This is a genomic window from Rhodanobacter sp. UC4451_H18 (assembly GCF_052978225.1).
This window is the reverse complement of sequence record NZ_CM129663.1, coordinates 1,759,213-1,777,420: the sequence shown is the minus strand read 5'-3', so window position 1 is coordinate 1,777,420 and position 18,208 is coordinate 1,759,213. Positions and strand designations below refer to the sequence as shown.

The 18,208-nt window shown below is 70.9% G+C and carries 18 protein-coding genes; 12 read left to right on the top strand and 6 right to left on the bottom strand.

All coding sequences use genetic code 11. The features are described from left to right. Positions 1 to 186 precede the first annotated feature (186 nt). From cls to ACVCMG_RS08145, 4 genes are all read right to left on the bottom strand, one after another. Positions 187 to 1,578 carry a cardiolipin synthase gene (gene cls / locus ACVCMG_RS08160; RefSeq protein ID WP_447115351.1) on the bottom strand — a complete coding sequence of 464 codons (1,392 nt, stop codon included), beginning with the start codon at positions 1,576 to 1,578 and terminating at the stop codon, positions 187 to 189. Positions 1,579 to 1,596: 18 nt separating this feature from the next. After that, positions 1,597 to 2,964 carry an FAD/NAD(P)-binding protein gene (locus ACVCMG_RS08155; protein WP_447115350.1) on the bottom strand — a complete coding sequence of 456 codons (1,368 nt, stop codon included), beginning with the start codon at positions 2,962 to 2,964 and terminating at the stop codon, positions 1,597 to 1,599. Between the two features lie 32 nt (positions 2,965 to 2,996). Beyond that, the gene (locus ACVCMG_RS08150; protein ID WP_447115349.1) at positions 2,997 to 3,575 is read right to left on the bottom strand and encodes a cysteine dioxygenase; all 579 of its coding nucleotides are present in this window, start codon (positions 3,573 to 3,575) and stop codon (positions 2,997 to 2,999) included. A 172-nt stretch (positions 3,576 to 3,747) separates the two neighbouring features. Further along, positions 3,748 to 4,404 carry an energy transducer TonB gene (locus ACVCMG_RS08145; protein WP_447115348.1) on the bottom strand — a complete coding sequence of 219 codons (657 nt, stop codon included), beginning with the start codon at positions 4,402 to 4,404 and terminating at the stop codon, positions 3,748 to 3,750. Positions 4,405 to 4,643: 239 nt separating this feature from the next. Here ACVCMG_RS08145 and ACVCMG_RS08140 point away from each other — a divergent pair, with 239 nt between their 5' ends. Both ACVCMG_RS08140 and trhA read left to right on the top strand, forming a co-directional pair. Next, entirely contained in the window at positions 4,644 to 5,072 is a 429-nt protein-coding gene (locus ACVCMG_RS08140) for a hypothetical protein (protein ID WP_395121327.1), read from the top strand. Positions 5,073 to 5,166: 94 nt separating this feature from the next. Next, positions 5,167 to 5,835 (top strand): PAQR family membrane homeostasis protein TrhA, encoded by a 669-nt coding sequence (trhA, locus tag ACVCMG_RS08135; RefSeq protein ID WP_447115347.1) that lies wholly within the window; start codon positions 5,167 to 5,169, stop codon positions 5,833 to 5,835. Between the two features lie 9 nt (positions 5,836 to 5,844). Here trhA and ACVCMG_RS08130 read toward each other — a convergent pair whose 3' ends face one another. Both ACVCMG_RS08130 and ACVCMG_RS08125 read right to left on the bottom strand, forming a co-directional pair. Beyond that, positions 5,845 to 6,327: a DUF456 domain-containing protein gene (locus ACVCMG_RS08130; protein WP_447115346.1), complete on the bottom strand. Its 483-nt coding sequence runs from the start codon at positions 6,325 to 6,327 to the stop codon at positions 5,845 to 5,847. A 198-nt stretch (positions 6,328 to 6,525) separates the two neighbouring features. Further along, complete coding sequence (locus ACVCMG_RS08125; protein ID WP_447115345.1) at positions 6,526 to 7,302, bottom strand: ferredoxin--NADP reductase; 777 nt, start codon at positions 7,300 to 7,302, stop codon at positions 6,526 to 6,528. Between the two features lie 409 nt (positions 7,303 to 7,711). Here ACVCMG_RS08125 and ACVCMG_RS08120 point away from each other — a divergent pair, with 409 nt between their 5' ends. The 10 genes from ACVCMG_RS08120 to ACVCMG_RS08075 all read left to right on the top strand — a co-directional run bounded on the left by ACVCMG_RS08120 (position 7,712) and on the right by ACVCMG_RS08075 (position 18,207). Continuing rightward, complete coding sequence (locus tag ACVCMG_RS08120; RefSeq protein ID WP_395116164.1) at positions 7,712 to 8,692, top strand: sigma 54-interacting transcriptional regulator; 981 nt, start codon at positions 7,712 to 7,714, stop codon at positions 8,690 to 8,692. Between the two features lie 263 nt (positions 8,693 to 8,955). Beyond that, on the top strand, positions 8,956 to 10,401 hold the full coding sequence (locus tag ACVCMG_RS08115; RefSeq protein ID WP_447115344.1) for a C2 family cysteine protease: 1,446 nt from the start codon (positions 8,956 to 8,958) through the stop codon (positions 10,399 to 10,401). Positions 10,402 to 10,644: 243 nt separating this feature from the next. Beyond that, on the top strand, positions 10,645 to 10,920 hold the full coding sequence (locus ACVCMG_RS08110; RefSeq protein ID WP_395116168.1) for a hypothetical protein: 276 nt from the start codon (positions 10,645 to 10,647) through the stop codon (positions 10,918 to 10,920). Positions 10,921 to 10,957: 37 nt separating this feature from the next. Next, positions 10,958 to 12,475: a phage tail sheath family protein gene (locus ACVCMG_RS08105; RefSeq protein WP_447115343.1), complete on the top strand. Its 1,518-nt coding sequence runs from the start codon at positions 10,958 to 10,960 to the stop codon at positions 12,473 to 12,475. A 10-nt stretch (positions 12,476 to 12,485) separates the two neighbouring features. Then, positions 12,486 to 13,010, top strand: a complete 525-nt coding sequence (locus ACVCMG_RS08100; RefSeq protein WP_447115342.1) for a phage tail protein — start codon at positions 12,486 to 12,488, stop codon at positions 13,008 to 13,010. 5 nt (positions 13,011 to 13,015) lie between these two features. After that, complete coding sequence (locus ACVCMG_RS08095; protein ID WP_447115341.1) at positions 13,016 to 13,753, top strand: T4 family baseplate hub assembly chaperone; 738 nt, start codon at positions 13,016 to 13,018, stop codon at positions 13,751 to 13,753. Continuing rightward, positions 13,750 to 14,505: a hypothetical protein gene (locus ACVCMG_RS08090; protein ID WP_447115340.1), complete on the top strand. Its 756-nt coding sequence runs from the start codon at positions 13,750 to 13,752 to the stop codon at positions 14,503 to 14,505. Before ACVCMG_RS08095 ends, ACVCMG_RS08090 begins: the two co-directional genes overlap by 4 nt. Next, entirely contained in the window at positions 14,502 to 15,746 is a 1,245-nt protein-coding gene (locus ACVCMG_RS08085; protein ID WP_447115339.1) for a DUF4255 domain-containing protein, read from the top strand. The genes ACVCMG_RS08090 and ACVCMG_RS08085 overlap by 4 nt, the downstream gene beginning before the upstream one ends. Then, positions 15,743 to 17,923: an ATP-binding protein gene (locus ACVCMG_RS08080; RefSeq protein WP_447115338.1), complete on the top strand. Its 2,181-nt coding sequence runs from the start codon at positions 15,743 to 15,745 to the stop codon at positions 17,921 to 17,923. Before ACVCMG_RS08085 ends, ACVCMG_RS08080 begins: the two co-directional genes overlap by 4 nt. Beyond that, positions 17,920 to 18,207 (top strand): hypothetical protein, encoded by a 288-nt coding sequence (locus ACVCMG_RS08075; protein ID WP_447115337.1) that lies wholly within the window; start codon positions 17,920 to 17,922, stop codon positions 18,205 to 18,207. Before ACVCMG_RS08080 ends, ACVCMG_RS08075 begins: the two co-directional genes overlap by 4 nt. Position 18,208: the final 1 nt, after the last annotated feature.

Here is an 18,208-nt window from a genome sequence, read left to right as displayed (position 1 = left end):
ACAGGCCGGGCGCGTCGGCCACCCCTCGGGAGCCCATGGAAAGGCGCTCCCGACACTCACGGTACGAAATGCACGTCAAGCGCGGGTTGCCGCGACAGGCCACCCGGCCCGGAGACTTTCCCCGAGGCAAAGCCGGCACGGGATGTGCCGGCTTCTTTTTCCGGTCGCGCGACGCTGCAGCCGCTCCTACAACAACGGATCGAACAGCCGCGCCACGTGCATCGCGACGCGACGAAGATACGACGCGTCGCGATACTCGCGCTCGTCGATCGCCACGGCACGACTGAAGTCCGTGCGCAGCATCGCTTCGACTTCGCCGGCGAACGTCCGGTCGACGACCAGCGCGCCGACTTCGAAGTTGAGTCGAAACGAGCGGCTGTCCAGATTCAGGCTGCCGATCGCGGCGGCATCGTCATCGATCAGCAGCGCCTTCTGGTGCAGGAAGCCCGGCTGGTAGCGGAACATGCCGATGCCGGCGCGCACCGCGTGGTAGGCGTGCAGGGTGGAGGCGAGGAACACGGTGTGGTGATCCGGTCGCGACGGGATCAGCACGCGCACATCGACCCCGCGCAGCACCGCCAGCTGCAATGCCGCGCGCACCGCGTGGTCGGGCACGAAGTACGGCGTGCTCAGCCACAGTCGCCGGCGTGCGGCGTGGATCGCCGCGGTGAAGAACAGCGAGCCGGTTTCCAGGCGGTCGGCGGGCCCGGCCGCGACCACCAGCGCGCTGGCGCGGCCTTCGTCCTGCGGTGCGTCCAGCAGCGGCGGCAGTTGCCCGGTGATCCATTGCCAGTCGTCGGCGAACACTTGTTGCAGGTCGGCCACCGCCGGCCCGCACAGTTCCAGCATGGTGTCGCGCCACGGCGACAGCGGCGGCTTGCGACCCAGGTATTCATCGCCGGCGTTGAGGCCGCCGACGAAGCCGCGTGCGCCGTCGACCACCACGATCTTGCGATGGTTGCGGAAGTTGAGCTGGAAGCGGTTGCGCAGGCGATGCGTGGCGAAGCGGTGGATCGCCACGCCGCCCTCGCGCAGCGCCTGCACGTAGCGGCGCGGCAGCGCATGGCTGCCGACGCCGTCGAACAGCACGCACACTTGCACGCCGGCGGCCGCGCGCTGCAGCAGCACCTGCTGCAGGCGCCGGCCCAGCGCGTCGTCGTGGATCACGAAAAACTGCACCAGCAGACAATGCTCGGCCGTTGCCATCGCGGCCAGCATCGCCGCGAAGGTGCCTTCGCCGTCGATCAGCAGGCGCAGGCGATGGCCGCTGCGGAACGGCCGCCGCTGCAGCGCGCTGATCGCGGCGAAGCGTGCGCAGGCCGGCTCGACGGTCGCGGCTTCCGTGTTCGCCGTCACCGGCTGCGACGTCGGCGCGCCGTGGCCGGCGTGGTAGCCGAAGAACCGGCTGGAGCCCAGGTAGAGATAGGGCAGCAAGGTCACGTACGGCAGCAGCAATAGGCCCAGCATCCAGCCGATCGCACCCTGCGGCGTGCGTGCGTGGCGGATCGCGTGCAAGGCCGACAGCGCGCCGAGCAGATGCAGTGCGACGATGCAGGCGGTGAGGACGCTGGCAGTCATGGTGACGGCCGCGCCGGTTCAGCCGGCCAGGATCTGGTCGGCCAGGTTGCGGGCCTGCTGGCGGATTTCCGGCATCGCGGTGGATTCCCACAAGGTGCCGCGCAGCAGGCTGCCGATGGCGAACAGGTGCGGCCACGGCTGGCCGTCATGATGCAGGCGGCCATCGCGGCTGGCCACCAGGCCGAGGCCGAGCAGATCGCCGGTGACGTGGGCATTGGTGAGCAACTGGCGCACCAGTCGATGACGGCTGTGCCGCACGTCGGTGGCCAGCCCGGTGGTCTGGATCGCCAGGTCGGCGTGCTGTACCTCGCTGTGCCCGGCGTGCCGGAACTGCAACTGCAGGCCCTGACCGCTCGGCTCAGCGGCCTGCAGGCGGCCGCGTCGGCGCTGCAGGCGACCTTGCTGTTCGAGCGCGACGATGGCCTCGTGCACCTGCGGCGGCATGCGGTGGCGCGCACGTTCCCACGCCCAGCGGGCATGCCGCATGAAGCGCGCGCGCTGCTCGGGCGGCAGCTCGCCCCACAGGTCCGGCAGGTGTGGGCGCAGACTGTCGACGACAGTGCGCCACTCGATGCCATGCGGCGCGATCGCCTCCCGCAGCAGATGCATCCAGCGGCGGATCTCCGGTCCGTCGCGCATGGCATCCACCAGCTCTGCGCTGTCGCCGGCAGGCGTGCCGGCATGGGCCAGGTGCGCCTCGGGCAGCAGGCCATGGCGCGAGGTGGCGACGAAGGTGGTGTGTGGCCAGCGCGCGGAGAGTTCCAGCAACACGTCGACCGCGGTGAGCCCCAGGCCGATCACCGCCACGGTACGCGGTGGCGGCACCGCGTCGAGCTGCGCCAGCCAGGGCCACGGGTCGACGATGTAGCGACCGCTGTCCAGCGCGGCCGCGCTCACGCCCTTCAGCGGCTGCGGCGGCAGTGCACCCAGCGCCAGCACGGCGGCATCGGCGCGATGGCTGCGTTCGCCGTGGATCACGGTGACGCCGTCGCGTTCGGGCACCAGCGCATCGACCTCGAACGGCACCACGTTGACGTGATGATGGCCGCGCGCCATGCCCTGCTGCAGTGCGCGGGCCACCTCGGCCTCCAGGTAGTCGCCGTAGCGCCGGCGCGGCAGGAAATCGGTGCCGCCGATCGCCGGGTCGTCGCGCTGCACGAAATCCAGGAAGCCCTGCGGCTTGCCGGCGAACATGCCCATCGACGCGGCGCGCACGTTCAGCAGGTGGCGCTCCGACCCGGTGCCGTAGGCCACGCCGCGCACCGATTCGCCGGCGCCGGTGAACCAGTCCAGTTGCAGCGGCTGCGGCGGCTCGCGCTCCAGCAGCTCACTGAGCAGGCTGGCGGCCGCGGCGCCGCCGCCGATGATGGCGACCCGTCGAAACATGCGGTTTTCCTGTTCCCCTGGCGTGGCGTCGGTCAGGCCGGCCAGTGCCCGGCCACGGCGCAGTCGGTGGCCCGCGCGGTCCACGGCCCGGCGGGTGCGGTCTGCTCGTACGCCTGATAGTGGTTCAGTTCGCCGCCGTAGACGTGCAGGGTGAGCGCGGTCTCGTGCTGGGACAGATTGCGGCAGCGGTGCACGTGATTGGGGTCGCCCTCGAACCAGATGCCGTCGCCGGGGCCGAGCCAGTCGCGGCCCAGCGCGCGCAAGGTGCCCGAGCCCGGGTCGCGGCGCCACGACTGCACTTCCAGCGCACCGACCAGGGCCAGCTCCAGCCCCCACAGGCCGGCATGATCGTGCACCGGCGTGCAATGGTTTGCCGGCCACGCCATCACCAGCATGCTGACCGGCGGCTGGTTGCGCTGCGCCAGCTGCCAGCGACCGAGGCCTTGCCCGCGCCGCGGCAGGCGCGCCAGCCGCGCAGCGATCGCCGTGTTGTCGCGGTGCACCAGCTGCCCCAGCTCGCGTGCCATCGAAGCCAGGTCCGGGTGCGCCACGCTCGCGTGCTCCAGCGCGATCTCGCGCAACAGCTTCAAGGTTCGCCGTGGTCTGCCCATGCGGGCCTCCCAGCAGGATAAAGGGGCGCCAGTGGATCATGCGCCCGGTTAAAGTGGCGTAAGCCGGCCGGGGCGACAGGTGGCTCCCGGGCTTCCCCGCCGTCCTGCCGGCCAATCCGGCTGCGCCCAGCGTGATCGGTGCGTACCGGGCGGGCGGGTCCGGCCGCCGCGGTCAGCCGCGCAGGGTGAACGTGACCGGCACGCTGGCCCAGGCGCGCGTCGCGTGCCCGTTGACGATGGCCGGCTGGAAGCGCCAGTGCGCCAGGACCTGCTCGCGGGCGCTGCGGTCGAGTTCCGCGTGGCCGCTGCTGCGCAGCACGCCGACTTCGAGCGGCTTGCCGGTCTCGTCCACCAGGACGCGCAGCACCACCGTACCCTCCAGATGCCCGCGCAAGGCATGCGCCGGGTAAGTGATGGGGTGGGCCAGGTAGGCGAGGTTGGCTTCGACCGCGGCGACGGGTGCCGGGGTGCCGCTGTCCGTTGCCGCAGCCGGCGCCGCATCTTGCACGGGCGCGGCGAGCTGGCCGTCGGCGACCGGCATCGACGGTACACGGGCCACCACCGGATGCGGCATCACCTGCGGCGTGGGCAGCGCCTGCGGCAGCGGCTTGAGTTCCACCGGCGGCGGTGCCGGCGGCTGCGGGGACGGCGATATCAGGCGCACCAGCGCCGGCGGCGGGACGAGTCGGGGCAGGGTCGGCAGCGACACCGGCAGCGGCCGTGCGGCGATCAGGATCACGGCAAGGTTCAGTGCGATGGCCGCACTGAGCGCGGCGATGCGGGCGGGTTCCGGGCGGACTTGGGCAAGCGGCAGGCTGATGGAAGACATGACGACCTCCTGGCTGCATGGCGGGAGCGGCAGCCACGCGGCTCGCGCCGGGGGATCGTGCTGTCGCGTCTGCAGCCTATGCCTGTTGCGTCGACGCGCGCAAGTGGACGGCTGGACGTCCATCTGCCGCCAGGCCTCGCGTACGGCGATCGGCGAACGACGCAGGTGGCATCGGGCGCAACCTCTGCGACAATCGTCCCGCGGCGACGGGCCGATTCCACGGGAGCCAAGGCATGCGCATGAACATCTGGTGGGCCGCGGGTCTGCTGGCGGCGGCGTCGATGCTGTCGGTATCGACGGCGCGGGCGGGCGACATCTCGTGCAAGATGACGTTCCAGCTGTCCGGCTGGTCGGTGTTCTACAAGACTGCCAAGGGCACCGGCACGGTCCGTTGCAGCAACGGCCAGAGCCTGCAGGTGAAGCTGCGCGCCAAGGGCGGCGGGCTGACCTTCGGCAAGACGAAGATCACCGACGGCATCGGCAAGTTCACTGGCGTCAGCAACGTGCGCGACGTGCTGGGCCACTATGCCGAAGCGGTGGCGCACGCAGGCGCGGAGAAGTCGGCGGCGGCGCAGGTGCTGACCAAGGGCAATGTCTCGCTGGCGCTCAGCGGCAAGGGCGAGGGCTGGAACCTCGGCGTGGCGTTCGGCGCGTTCATCATCGAATAGCGACACCGCGCGTGCGACCCTGTGCCAAGGCATGCAGGGGCGCACGTGCGCGATCAAGGTGTGTCGGCGCACCCCGCGCCACCGGAGGTTTCCGATGTCCGCCACGTCCGGCGCAGTCATTCCCAGCTACAGCTTCGGCGACGAGCTGGCCAGCAGCATCATCCACGGGCTGGGCATCGTGCTCAGCATCGCCGGGCTGGCCACCCTGGTCGCGTTCGCGGCGCTGCACGGCAATACAGTGGCGGTGGTCGCCTGCGCGGTGTTCGGCGCATCGCTGGTGCTGCTGTACACCGCCTCCACGCTCTACCACTCGATCCCCGCGGCGGGTGCCAAGCCCACCCTGCGCGCACTCGACCACATCGCGATCTACGTGCTGATCGCCGGCACCTACACGCCGTTTACCCTGATCGCCCTGCCGGCCACATGGGGCTGGAGCCTGTTCGCGGCGGTATGGGCGCTGGCGCTGGCCGGCAGCGCGCTGGAGCTGGGCCTGCTCAAGCGCTACCACAAGCTGGCGGTGCTGCTGTACGTGGGCATGGGCTGGATCGGGATGGTCGCGTTCAAGCCGCTCAGCGAACACCTGCAGGCCGGCGGCACCGCGCTGCTGCTGGCCGGCGGGCTGGCCTACACGCTGGGCGTGCCGTTCTACCTGTGGCGGCGGCTGCCGTTCCACCACGCGCTCTGGCACCTGTTCGTGCTGACCGGCAGCGTGCTGCATTTCCTTGCGGTGTTGCTGTACGTGATCCCCGGCCCGCAGCGCTGAGAGGCGTGTTCAGCCCAGCAGCATGGCCAGGCCGAACAGGCCGACCATCAGGAACGACAGCACCAGCTTGAGCAGCGTGCCGAACAGGAGCCCGAGCCAGGTACCCACGCCCACGCGGGTCGCGCGCAGCACGCTGTTGCCCGAGGACAACTCGCCCAGCAGCGCCCCCACGAACGGCCCCAGGACCAGGCCGGGGATGCCGAAGAACATGCCCACCACGGTGCCGATGCCGGCGCCCCACAACGCGCGCCGGCTGGCGCCGACGCGCTTGGCGCCCAGCGCGCTGGCGACGAAATCGACGACCACCCCGACCGCGCCGATCGCGCCGATGGCCAGCAGCCACCACAGCCCGAGATGGCGGTAGCCATCCACCGCCGCCGCCAGCCAGATCCCGCCGAACACCATCGGAATGCCCGGCAGCACCGGCAACACCGAGCCGGCCAGACCGCCGAGCATCAGCAGGGCGGCGAGGATGTAGAGGGCGATTTCCATGGCGGGCTTCCGTTGGCGCGGTCACGCGGGAGTCACGGCCGCACGGCCATGGGGGTGGGGACACTATGGCATGCAACCGCGCGCCGTTCGCACCCTTCGCGGCCGTGGCCGGTCATCGGCGAACTGCAGGAACGCACCGTGTGCGCGATGCTTGCTTTTACGTGACGACCAGGTTGCGCACAGGGTGCGTTCCCGCAGCTATTTCTCGACGAAGGCGCGTTCGACCACGTAATCGCCCGGCTCGCGCGTGCGCGGCGAAGCTTCGAAACCACGGCCGTCGAGCAGGGTGCTGAGGTCGTCGAGCATGGCCGGGCTGCCGCACAGCATCACGCGGTCGGTTTTCGGGTTGAGCGGCGGCAGCCCGGTGGCCGCGCTCAGCGCGCCGTCGACGATCGCATCGGTGATGCGGCCGTGGTGGCGGAACGGCTCGCGCGTGACGGTGGGGTAGTAGATCAGCTTCTCGCGTACCAGCTCGCCCAGGTATTCGTGCTGCGGCAGCTCGTGCTCCAGGTAGTGCGCGTAGGCGAGATCGTCGATGCGGCGCACGCCGTGGGCCAGCACGATCCGTTCGAAGCGCTCGTAGGTGTGCGGGTCGCGAATGATGCTGAGGAACGGCGCCAGGCCGGTGCCGGTGCCGAGCAGGTACAGGTTGCGGCCGGGCTTGAGGTCGCCGAGCACCAGCGTGCCGGTGGGCTTGCGCGTGACGATCAGCGGGTCGCCGGGCTTGAGGTGCTGCAGGCGCGAGGTCAGCGGGCCGTCGGCGACCTTGATCGAGAAGAACTCCAGGTGTTCCTCCCAGCTGGCGCTGGCGATGGAATAGGCGCGCATCAGCGGGCGGGTTTCCGCCTCCAGGCCGATCATCACGAACTGGCCGCTGTCGAAGCGGAAGCCGGGGTCGCGGGTGGTGCGGAAGCTGAACAGCGTGTCGTTCCAGTGCTGCACGTCGATCACGTGCTCGGTTGCCATGGCCACCATCAGGGAGGTTCTCGTCCGGGTGATCGGCGGCGCAGGGCGCCGGCCGTCGGGTTGCAGGAGGTCGTGGCCGCGGCCATGCAGCGGGGCGCGAAGCGCGCGGCGGTCAACCTGCAAGGATACGCCAGCACCCCGGTGATCGCCGAATTGGATTCCGTGACGGGTTGCCGCATCCCCCGTGCGGGCATCGTGTATCAGGTGATCGTAGGTCGCCGCCTACATCCTTGGCCTCCCGCGGATGGCAGCAGACGCGTTCTTGAACTACAGCCGCCGGCTGCGCATACTGCGACCGTTGCTCCGATCCGGCGGCGCCAGGCCGGACGGGAAGGAAGCCAGGGGGATTCCTAGGCACGCCGATCACGGCGCGGCGGGGTTTTCTTGAGGTCGACTTCGGGAGCTGATGATGCCGATCATGATCGGCCAATCCCAGGCAATCGTCGCGGTGCGCGCGCAGTTGCAGCGCTTTGCCGCCTGCGACGTGCAGGTGCTGATCGAGGGCGAAACCGGCACCGGCAAGGAAGTCGCCGCGCGCGAAATCCACTACGCCAGCGCTCGCCGGGATTTTCCCTTCGTGCCGGTCAATTGCGGCGCCATCCCGGACAGCCTGATCGAGAGCGAACTGTTCGGCCATGGCCGCGGCGCCTTCACCGACGCCAAGGTGGCCCAGCCCGGCTTGGTCGACCATGCGCGCGGCGGCACCCTGTTCCTGGATGAGGTCGATGCGCTCTCGGCCAAGGGCCAGGTGACCTTGCTGCGGTTCCTGCAGGACAGCGAGTACCGCCCGGTCGGCGGCGGTGCCATGCGCACTTCGGATGCGCGCATCATCGCCGCCACCAACAGCTGCCTGGCGCGGCAGGTGGAGGCCGGCCGCTTCCGGCGGGATCTGCAGTACCGGCTCAATGCGCTGTACCTGCAGTTGCCGCCGCTGCGCGAGCGAGAGGGAGACGTTGCCCTGTTGGCGCAGCATTTCCTGCACGCGGTGGCGATTCGCCTGCACGGCCCCTTCAAGCACTGGAGCGAGCCGGCGATGGCGGCGCTGCAGGCACATGCCTGGCCGGGCAACGTGCGCGAGCTGGACAACGTCGCGCTGCGTGCCTACATGTGCAGCGACGACGCCATCGTCGGCCTGACCGCGCTGGCCGCGGCCGATCCGGCCTTCATCGGTCCGCGACCGCAGCCGCGGCGGCGGGCGAACGAACCGGAGCTCGGCTTCCGCGTGGCCAAGACCCGTGCGATCCACCAGTTCGAGCACGACTACCTGGTGCAGCTGATGCAACGTGCCAGCGGCAACATCAGCGCCGCCGCGCGGCTGTCCGGCACCGAGCGTCGCCAGCTCGGCAAGCTGCTGGTCAAGCACGGCATCGGCATCAAGGCTTTCCGCACGCGCCAGTGAATTTCCGAGGCCGCCGCGGCCGCGGGTGCGCCGTTACCCATTGCGCGCGCGGAACGGGTCAGCACTGCCCCGGCATCGGGCCGCGGAATCGTTCGCGCCCACCTGCCGCGCCATTTTTCGTCCTCCGTTCCATGGCATGCCTGTTGCCAGTCCAGCGATGGACTGGCGCCGCGGGGAGGTGACGAATCCCGCCGAGCCGGCCCCGCGTCGCGATCGTGGCTTCCGGGCCGCGCAAGGCGCGCCACCTGGCCGGGGAGAACGAGATGGCAACGTCGAAAACCAGCAAGTCGAAAACCGCATCCAGCCGACCCCCTGCGCGGTCGGCATCGGCCCGTGCGCGCACCGCCGCGGCCAGCGGGGGACAAGGGCAGAACTGCGCGGTGATCAACCCCTACGCACTGGCCGAGCTGGTCGCCGGCCAGCCGATTCCGTGGAACGAGGTTCCCGATGTGCCCCGCGTGCTGGAACAGGTGCTGGCCACGCCCTACGAGGAGCTGTTCGATCCCAAGTTCGGCGGCCCGCTCTACATCGGCATGGCACTGGACGCGAACCTCAAGCTGGTGCCGCAGCGCTCGCCGCTGCTCGACCTGCCACCGCGCGGCGAAGGCAACGACGCCACCGGCGGTGGCCTGGAGAGCGTCGACCAGTACGCCACGCTGGCCGCGCTGGCCAGGGCGGGCGCGCTGAAATCCATCCTGGACTGGCCGATCCTGTGCGCCGACCTGTCGCGCTTCGCGCGACTGCAAGTGGTGCTGCGATTGCCGCCGGCGCTGCGCGACTCGCAGCTGGGCAACGCGCTGTCCGCCGACGTGGTGCGTGCGATCACCGTCGACACCCACCTCGTCAAGCAACTGGCCGTCACTGGCTGGACGCCGCCGGGCGCGCACTGGGCCGCATCGGGCGACTTCTTCAACGAGACTGCCGAGTTCTTCGATCCGGTGCAGGGCGCCGTGGCCAATTGCTATTACATCGCGGCGCTGTCGGCGGTGGCCTGGGCCACGCCGTTCCGGCTGGCGCACCAGACCCGCGCCACCGGCCCCAGCCAGGCGCAGTTCAACGACCAGATCAGTTTCTGCGAGCCCGACTCCGGTGGCACCCTGGACCGCGCGATCCAGGTGACCGAAGCGGTGCCGTTGACCGCGGGCGGCTACCCGATCTACTGCCGCTCCAGCGAAAGCGGCGAGAGCTGGCCGGCCATCTACGAGAAGGCCTACGCCAAGCTCAAGACCGGCACCGCCACCGACATGCCCGACATCACCCAGACCGCCTGGGGCGATTGCGTGTGGGCCACCGCCCAACTCAACGGCGGCACGCGTCACTACTACAACACCGCCGACCACAGCGCCGACGAGCTGTGGCAACTGCTGCGCTCCAACTGCCTGTCGCATCGCACCTTCAATCCGATGACGGCGTGGACTTACTCGACCGGCGATGCGGCGCCCGACCATGTCGACTACGCCAGCGCCCACGTGGTGGGCTCGCACTGCTACACCGTGCTCGGCTGGGCGTACGCCCGGTGCCGGCGCTGGATCGTGCTGCGCAACCCCTGGGGCAACACCGAGGCCACCGCCAGCGTGCTGGACGCCACCATCTCGATGTACGACGTGAGCTGGTGGCGGCCAATCACGCTGAAGACCACCGATGGCGTGTTCGCGATGGAGATCGGCGCGTTCAAGAAATACTTCGCCGGTTTCGGCACCGCCCATTGAACGCGCCGTGGCCGCCCTCCGCACCAGACCGAAGCCTGCGCCGCGTCTGCCCCGTGGCAAGCGGCGCGGGAGAAGCAACCGGGCAAACCGGGTGCAATCGTTCGCGCTGCGTCTCGGGGCCGGGTCAGTCCTGACCCGGTCGCAGCGCCGCCGGCGGGGCCGCGGCCCGGCGCCATGCCGTTTTCACGCCGGCGGCCACTGGCACACTCGTTGCCAGAGTCGACGCAGATGCGGGATGTCGCCATGACCAAGCCCTCGACTAGCGGGTCCCCGGCAAGCGATGACGACGAGATTCGCCATTCGGTGCTGGCGTATCTGCAGGATCACCCGCGCGCGGCAGACACCTTGCGCGGCGTCGTCAACTGGTGGTTGCCGCAGCAGCGCTACGAGAACAGCCGCCAGCGCATCGAGCAGGTGCTGTCGGCGCTGGTGGCGGAGGGCCTGCTGCATCGCGACCGGCTCCCCGATGGCGAGGTGTTGTACGCGTTGAACGAGCACCGGCGACCGCCGCCGCATTGATCGCCACAGGGGTTTTCACTTTCGGAGGACCGATCCCATGCCATCTGCGCTCACCTATCCGGGCGTCTACATCGAGGAAATTCCCAGCGGCGTGCGCACCATCACGGGGGTGGCCACGTCGATCGCGGCGTTCGCCGGCTGGGCGCCGCGCGGGCCGACCGGGCGCGCCGCCCTGGTGCTCGGCTACGCCGACTTCGCGCGCCAGTTCGGCGGCATCGACAGCCGCAGCCTGCTCGGCTACGCGGTCAACCAGTTCTTCGCCAACGGCGGCCAGCAGGCTTACATCGTGCGCCTGGTCGACGCCAGCGCGAAGGCGGCCAAGGTCACCCTCGACGGCAAGCTGCTGCTTGCCGCGAGCAGCGAAGGTCTCTGGGCCAACGACTTCGCCGTGGTCATCCGGAAATCGAGCTTCGACGCCAGCCGGTTCCGCCTGAGCGTGGTGAACTGGCAGCTCGGCCCTGCCGGCGTGGCGGTGGAGACGTTCGACAACCTGTCGATGAAGACCGACGACGCCCGCTTCGTCACCAGCGTGCTGGCCGCGCAGTCCGCCTACGTCACCGCCGCGGTGCAGGGCGGCGCCACCGATCCGCCGGCGGACACCGCGGCCGGCAACATTCCCGACGGCGCGAAACTGGTCGGCGGAGCCGACGGCACGGTGCTGGCGCCGAACGATCCCGCGTTCGAGACCGCGCTGCTGCCGCTGTCCGGCAGCGGTGGCCTGTACCAGCTTGATCGCGTCGACCTGTTTAACCTGCTGTGCGTGCCGGGCGAAACCGGCACCGGCACGATCTCCACCTTGCAGAAATTCTGCCGCGATCGCCGTGCGTTCCTGATCGCCGACAGCGCCGATGGCGCCACCTTCGACACGCAGAAGAACGGCCCCGGCGGCATCACTGGCGACGACGCGATCAACGCCGCGTTCTACTACCCGTGGATCACCGCCGCCGATCCGCTGCAGCAGAACCGCCCGCGTGCCTTCCCGCCCAGCGGCTTCGTGGCTGGCATCTACGCGCGCACCGATGCGACGCGCGGCGTGTGGAAGGCGCCCGCCGGCAGCGAGGCCAGCGTGACCGGCGCGCTCGGTGTCGGCACCGTGCTCACCGATGGCGAGAACGGCGTGCTCAATCCGCAGGCGATCAACTGCATCCGCAACTTCCCGGTCTACGGCACCGTGGTGTGGGGCGCGCGCACCCTGCAGGGCAACGACGAGCGTGGTTCGGAATGGAAGTACGTGCCGGTGCGGCGCACCGCGCTGTTCATCGAGGAGAGCCTGTTCCGCGGCACCCAGTGGGTGGTGTTCGAGCCGAACGACGAGCCGCTGTGGGCGCAGATCCGGCTCAACGTGGGCGCGTTCATGCAGAACCTGTTCCGCCAGGGCGCGTTCCAGGGCAAGACGCCGGCCGACGCGTACTTCGTCAAGTGCGACAAGGAAACCACCACGCAGAACGACATCAACCTCGGCATCGTCAACATCGTGGTCGGCTTCGCGCCGCTCAAGCCCGCCGAATTCGTGGTCATCCAGCTGCAGCAGATGGCCGGGCAGATCCAGTCGTGAGGAACAGAACATGGCTCAGTTCAGCGTCAATGCGCAGCGCTTCGATCCGTACAAGAACTTCAAGTTCCGGGTGAAGTGGGACGGCCGCTACGTGGCCGGCGTCAGCAAGGTCTCCGGCCTCAAGCGCACCACCGAGGTGGTCAAGCACCGCGAGGGCGGCGATCCCAGCAGCACGCGCAAGTCGCCCGGCCGCACCGAGTACGAGGCGATCACCGTCGAGCGCGGCGTCACCCACGACACCGAGTTCGAGAAGTGGGCGAACAAGGTGTGGAACTTCGGCGCCGGGCTCGGCGCGGAGGTCTCGCTGAAGGACTTCCGCAAGGACCTGATCATCGAGGTCTACAACGAGGCCGGCCAGCTCGCGCTGGCCTACAAGGTCTACCGCTGCTGGGTCTCCGAATACCAGGCGCTGCCCGACCTGGACGCCAACGCGAACGCGGTGGCGATCCAGCACCTGAAGCTGGAGAACGAGGGCTGGGAGCGCGACACCGGCGTGAGCGAACCGGCCGAGCCCAGCTTCAGCGTGCCTGCCTGAGCGCCATGCACACACCCACGCCCGCGCAGCTGCTGCAGGTCTGGGAACGCGGGGGCGACCCGTCCGCCGCGGCGCGCGCCCTGTTGCTGCTCGGCTGCAGCTGCGACGACGAAGCCGCCCTCGACGAACTGGCCGCGCTGCCGCTGGGCCGGCGCGACGCGCGGCTGCTGGAGTTGCGCGAGCGCCTGTTCGGCAGTGCGATCGAGGCGGTGGCGACCTGCCCGCAGTGCACGGCCACGGTCGAGGCGACGTTCCGTTGCGACGACCTGCGGCTGCCGGAGGCGGGCGCCGTCGCCGCCACGCTGGAACATGCCGCGCATGGCGTGCGCGTGCAGTTCCGCCTGCCCGACAGCCGCGACCTGCTGGCGCTGGAACAATGTGGTGACGCCGAAGCCGCGCGCGGCCTGCTGCTCGACCGTTGCGTGCTCGCGGCGCAGTGCGGCGAGCAGTCGCGCGACGCGCGCAGCCTGCCGCCCGAGCTGCAGGCGGAGATCGCAGGGGCGATGGCGCAGGCCGATCCGCAAGCCGACCTGCAGCTGGCGTTCCGCTGCCCGGAGTGCGATCGCGAATGGCAGCCGCTGTTCGATATCGCGCGCTTCCTGTGGCAGGAGCTGCACGCCTGGGCGCTGCACCTGTTGCGCGAGGTGGACACGCTGGCGCAGGCCTACCACTGGGCCGAAGCCGACATCCTCGCGCTGAGCCCGCGCCGCCGCCAGGCCTACCTGGAGCTGTGCGCGCCATGAGCGATTTCCTCGACCGCCTGGCGGCACGCGCGATCGGCAGCGACGCCACGCTGGCGCCGCGGCTGCCGTCGCTGTTCGAACCGCTGCCGCGCGCGCCGATCATGCCGTCACTGGACGAGCGCGAGGCGCCGGCGCGTCCCCGCGATGCGAGCCCTGCGCTACCGGTCGCGCCGAATGCCGCACCGCCACCGCGCGCGCTGGCGCCCGTGCACGAGTCGATCGCGCCACGAACCGCGCGCAACACGCCGGCAGAGCATGCGCCCTTGCCGATGCCGGAGCGCGTCGCAGCGGATGCGCCGCGCGCGCCGATGCCACCACCGCCACGCGCAGCGGTGCCGGTACGTGCGATGAGCGCCGAACCTGCGCGTGCGGCTTCCGCGCCCGAACGCGCAGCGGCCAGTTCTCCATCCAGGTCGCCGCGGCAGTCGCGTGTCGCGCCCGCTCGGCAGGAAGCGGCGCGCACGCCGGCACCGGGCGGTGCCTTGCTGCCTGCGCCGGTACCGGTGTTCGCCACGACGGGCGGCGCACCCGCACCGGTGCGCCCTGGCCACGCAGCCGCGATGCGCAGCACGCGCAACGCGCAGGCCGAGAACGTGAACCGGGCCGGCAGCGAACCGGTGGTGCACGTCAGCATCGGCCGGCTCGAAGTGCGCGCCGCGCCGGCCGCCGCTGCACCACCGCGTCGTCACGATGGCCTGCAGCCGAGCAGCCTCGACGACTACCTGCGCCAGCGCGGCAAGGCCTCGCCATGAGCAACGTGCTGGCCATCGCCGCGACCACGCGCACGCTGCGCAACCTGCTGCTGGCGCAGATGCCGGTGCTGGATGCGGAACTGAGCGACCTGGAAGTGACCCTGCAGCCGCCGGACGTGGCGCGCAAGGGCATCAGCAAGGCGCAGCTCAACGTGTTCCTGTATCAGGTGGTCGCCAATGCCGCCTGGCGCAACCTCGACCTGCCGGGGCAAGTGCGTCCCGGCGAGACCGCGCCGCCGCCGCTGGCGCTGAACCTGCATTACGTGCTCACCGCCTGGGGCCGCGGCGAGGACGACAACGACGCGATCAGCCATCGCGTGCTGGCCGCGGCGATGAGCACCTTGCACGACCGCGGCGTGCTCGACGGCAACGACATCCGCAACGCGCTGCCGGACAACGATCTCGCCGAGCAGGTCGAGCGCGTGCGCGTGACGCCGCTGGCGCAAAGCGTGGACGAGTTGTCGCGGCTGTGGACCGCGTTCCAGACCAACTACCGCGCCTCGGCGGTCTACGAGGCGGCGGTGGTGCTGATCGACAGCCAGGCGGCGATGCGTGCGCCGCTGCCGGTGTTGCGGCGCGGCCCGCAGGATCGCGGCGTGCTCGCCAGCGCATCCGCCGCCGCGGTGCTGGACGCGCTCGACTATCCGCGCCACCAGACGGCCGTGCGCCTGGGCGAGGACCTCGTGCTGCACGGTCGCCAGCTCGGCACGCAGCACGCGGTGGCGCGTTTCAGCAGTCTTCGCCTCGATGCGCCGATCGACGTCGCGCCGCAGGCCGGCGCCGCCGCCGGCACGTTGGGCGTGCACCTGGCTGACGCCGCCGACGATGCGAACGCCAGCGCGCGCTGGGCGCCGGGCATCTACACCGTGGCCTTGCGGGTGCAGCCGCCGGGGCAGCCGGCGCTGCTCAGCAACGAGCTGCCGCTGGTGCTGGCGCCGCGCATCGCGCTCGGCGCGCTTGCCGCCGCCGCCGGCGATTTCAGCCTGAGCATCGCCTGCACGCCGCGCATCCGCGCTGACCAGCGCGTGTTCCTGCTGTTCGGCGACCGCTTGCTGACCCCGGCCAGCCTGAGCAACCCGGCCGACCCGCAGCAGCCAAGCGCGCTGGTCTTCCAGCTCACCGGCGTGGCCGCGGGCACCTACACCGTGCGCCTGCGCGTGGACGGCGCCGACAGCATCCCGGTCGACTTCAGCGGCAGCGCGCCGGCGTTTGCCGCGGACCAGCAGGTGGTGGTGGCATGAACGACTACGCGCCCTGGCTGCAGGCGAACGACCGCTACCTTGCCGCGGCGCTGGCCGAGTTGCGCGCGCGGCTGCAACGCGCCGCGCAGTCGCCCGACGCACCGGCCACGCCGCCGGCGTCCGCCGCGGCGGCCACCGCGCTGATGGAATCGGCGCCGGCGGTGCGTGTGCCGAACGGGCCGAAGCAATCGTGGTTTGCGCGGGTGTTTGCCACCCAGCCGGCACGCGCATCGCTGGCGAGCGCGCAGGTGGACACTATCGACACGCCGCCGGCGATCGCGCCGGTCGTCGTCGAGGTGCCGGACCCGGGTGCGGCAGTCGCTGCCGCGTCGCCGCCGGGCGGCGCCGACGACGGCAAATACACGCCAGCACTGGCCATGCTCGCCGACCGGCTCGGCCTGTCCGCGTTCGAGCGCGACCTGCTGCTGCTGTGCATCGGCATGGAGCTGGACACGCGCTTTCCGGCGCTGTGCGCGCAGGCCCAGCACGATCCGGCGCGGCCGTATCCCACCTTCGCGCTGGCCTTCGCGGTGCTCGACGCGCCCAGCTGGGATGCGCTGTCGCCGCAGCGGCCGCTGCGCTACTGGCGCCTGCTGGAGATCCACCAGCCCGGCGCGCAGCCGCTGATCGGCGCGGCGCTCGCTGCCGACGAGCGGGTGGTGAACTTCGTCAAGGGCATGAACTACCTGGACGACCGCCTGAGCCCGCTGCTTGCCGCGTTGCCGCCGGCCAGCCTGCCGCCATCGCAGCAGGCGGTGGCCGACCGGCTGCTGGACCAACTGCGCCACGTGCCGCCGGGCGAGCCGCTGCCGGCGGTGCAACTGCTCGGCAGCGACAGCGTGAGCAAGCAGGCGATCGCGCAGACCGTCGCCGCCGCCTTCGGCGCGCAGGCGTACCGGCTCGCGGCCGAGCTGCTGCCGGCTGCGGTGGCCGAGCAGGAAACCCTGCTGCGGTTGTGGCAGCGCGAGAGCCAGCTGTTGCCGCTGGCGCTGTACCTCGACGCGGCCGAGGTCGAGCGCGGCGACGCCACCGCCACCTGGGTCAGGCGTTTCCTGGCGCGCAGCAGCGGGCTCGTCTTCGTCGACGCGCGCGAGCCATGGGCAGGCACGGCCGCGCAGGCGCTCAGCGTCGACGTGGCCAAGCCCAGCGCGGTCGAGCAGCGCGCGCTGTGGCAGCGCCTGCTGGGCGACGCCGCCGGGGCGCAGCCGCAGCAGCTGGCCAGCCATTTCGACTTCAACCTGGGCCGCATCGAGCAGATCGCGCACGGCGCGCTGGCGGCGGCCGAGGGCAAGCCTGCCGCGCTGGCGCAGGCCCTGTGGCAGGGCGCGTTGGCGCATACCCGGCCGGCGCTGGACGAGCTGGCCCAGCGCATCGAGCCGAAGGCGGGCTGGGACGAGCTGAAACTGCCCGACAGCGAGAAGGCCCTGCTGCGCCAGATCGCCGACCAGGTCGCCCGGCGCAGCACCGTCTACGACGACTGGGGCTTTCGCGCGCGGATGAACCGCGGGCTGTCGATCAGCGTGCTGTTCACCGGCGAGAGCGGCACCGGCAAGACCATGGCCGCCGAAGTGCTGGCGCGCGAGCTGGGCCTGTCGCTGTACCGCATCGACCTCTCCGCGGTGGTCAGCAAGTACATCGGCGAGACCGAGAAGAACCTGCGCAAGCTGTTCGATGCGGCCGAGGGCGGCGGCGCGATCCTGTTCTTCGACGAGGCCGACGCCTTGTTCGGCAAGCGCAGCGAGGTGAAGGACAGCCACGACCGCTACGCCAACATCGAGGTGAACTACCTGCTGCAGCGGCTGGAGTCGTTCGGCGGCCTGGCGATCCTGGCCACCAACATGAAGGGCGCGCTGGATGGCGCGTTCCTGCGCCGGCTGCGCTTCGTCATCCACTTCCCGTTCCCCGGCGCGGCCGAGCGCCGCGCGATCTGGGCCTCGGTGTTCCCCGCGCAGGCCGCGGTGGGCGCGCTGGACTTCGACCGGCTGGCGCGGCTGCCGCTCACCGGCGGCAGCATCCAGGGCATCGCGCTGAACGCCGCGTTCATGGCCGCCAAGGCCGGCGTCGAGATCGGCATGCCGCTGCTGCTCGAGGCCGTGCGCGGCGAATACCGCAAGCTGGACAAGCCGGTCAACGAAGCCGATTTCCGCTGGCTGGAAAGCGCTGGAGGCCGGCCGTGAGCATCGAGCTGCACATCGAGCGGCTGGTGATCGACGAGGCCGCGCTCGGCGGCGAGCGCGCCGGCAGCGTGCGTACCGCGCTCGAAGCCGAGCTGGCTCGCCTGCTGGCGCAACCCGGCGCGGTCGCCGCGCTGCGCAGCCTTGGCGCGGCCGCCGCGCTGCCGCCGGTGACGCTGCCGTCGGCCGGCCACCCGCACGAACGCCTCGGCCCGCGCATCGCCACGGCAGTGCAACGCGGCCTGGGCATCACGCCCGCCCCATCCGTCGCGGGCAAGGAGCGTTGAC

Excerpts from the sequence above, each read along its gene's own strand:
- cls (WP_447115351.1), bottom strand. The coding sequence starts at position 1,578 with ATGACTGCCAGCGTCCTCACCGCCTGCATCGTCGCACTGCATCTGCTC.
- ACVCMG_RS08155 (WP_447115350.1), bottom strand. The coding sequence starts at position 2,964 with ATGTTTCGACGGGTCGCCATCATCGGCGGCGGCGCCGCGGCCGCCAGC.
- ACVCMG_RS08150 (WP_447115349.1), bottom strand. The coding sequence starts at position 3,575 with ATGGGCAGACCACGGCGAACCTTGAAGCTGTTGCGCGAGATCGCGCTG.
- ACVCMG_RS08145 (WP_447115348.1), bottom strand. The coding sequence starts at position 4,404 with ATGTCTTCCATCAGCCTGCCGCTTGCCCAAGTCCGCCCGGAACCCGCC.
- ACVCMG_RS08140 (WP_395121327.1), top strand. The coding sequence starts at position 4,644 with ATGAACATCTGGTGGGCCGCGGGTCTGCTGGCGGCGGCGTCGATGCTG.
- trhA (WP_447115347.1), top strand. The coding sequence starts at position 5,167 with ATGTCCGCCACGTCCGGCGCAGTCATTCCCAGCTACAGCTTCGGCGAC.
- ACVCMG_RS08130 (WP_447115346.1), bottom strand. The coding sequence starts at position 6,327 with ATGGAAATCGCCCTCTACATCCTCGCCGCCCTGCTGATGCTCGGCGGT.
- ACVCMG_RS08125 (WP_447115345.1), bottom strand. The coding sequence starts at position 7,302 with ATGGTGGCCATGGCAACCGAGCACGTGATCGACGTGCAGCACTGGAAC.
- ACVCMG_RS08120 (WP_395116164.1), top strand. The coding sequence starts at position 7,712 with ATGATCGGCCAATCCCAGGCAATCGTCGCGGTGCGCGCGCAGTTGCAG.
- ACVCMG_RS08115 (WP_447115344.1), top strand. The coding sequence starts at position 8,956 with ATGGCAACGTCGAAAACCAGCAAGTCGAAAACCGCATCCAGCCGACCC.
- ACVCMG_RS08110 (WP_395116168.1), top strand. The coding sequence starts at position 10,645 with ATGACCAAGCCCTCGACTAGCGGGTCCCCGGCAAGCGATGACGACGAG.
- ACVCMG_RS08105 (WP_447115343.1), top strand. The coding sequence starts at position 10,958 with ATGCCATCTGCGCTCACCTATCCGGGCGTCTACATCGAGGAAATTCCC.
- ACVCMG_RS08100 (WP_447115342.1), top strand. The coding sequence starts at position 12,486 with ATGGCTCAGTTCAGCGTCAATGCGCAGCGCTTCGATCCGTACAAGAAC.
- ACVCMG_RS08095 (WP_447115341.1), top strand. The coding sequence starts at position 13,016 with ATGCACACACCCACGCCCGCGCAGCTGCTGCAGGTCTGGGAACGCGGG.
- ACVCMG_RS08090 (WP_447115340.1), top strand. The coding sequence starts at position 13,750 with ATGAGCGATTTCCTCGACCGCCTGGCGGCACGCGCGATCGGCAGCGAC.
- ACVCMG_RS08085 (WP_447115339.1), top strand. The coding sequence starts at position 14,502 with ATGAGCAACGTGCTGGCCATCGCCGCGACCACGCGCACGCTGCGCAAC.
- ACVCMG_RS08080 (WP_447115338.1), top strand. The coding sequence starts at position 15,743 with ATGAACGACTACGCGCCCTGGCTGCAGGCGAACGACCGCTACCTTGCC.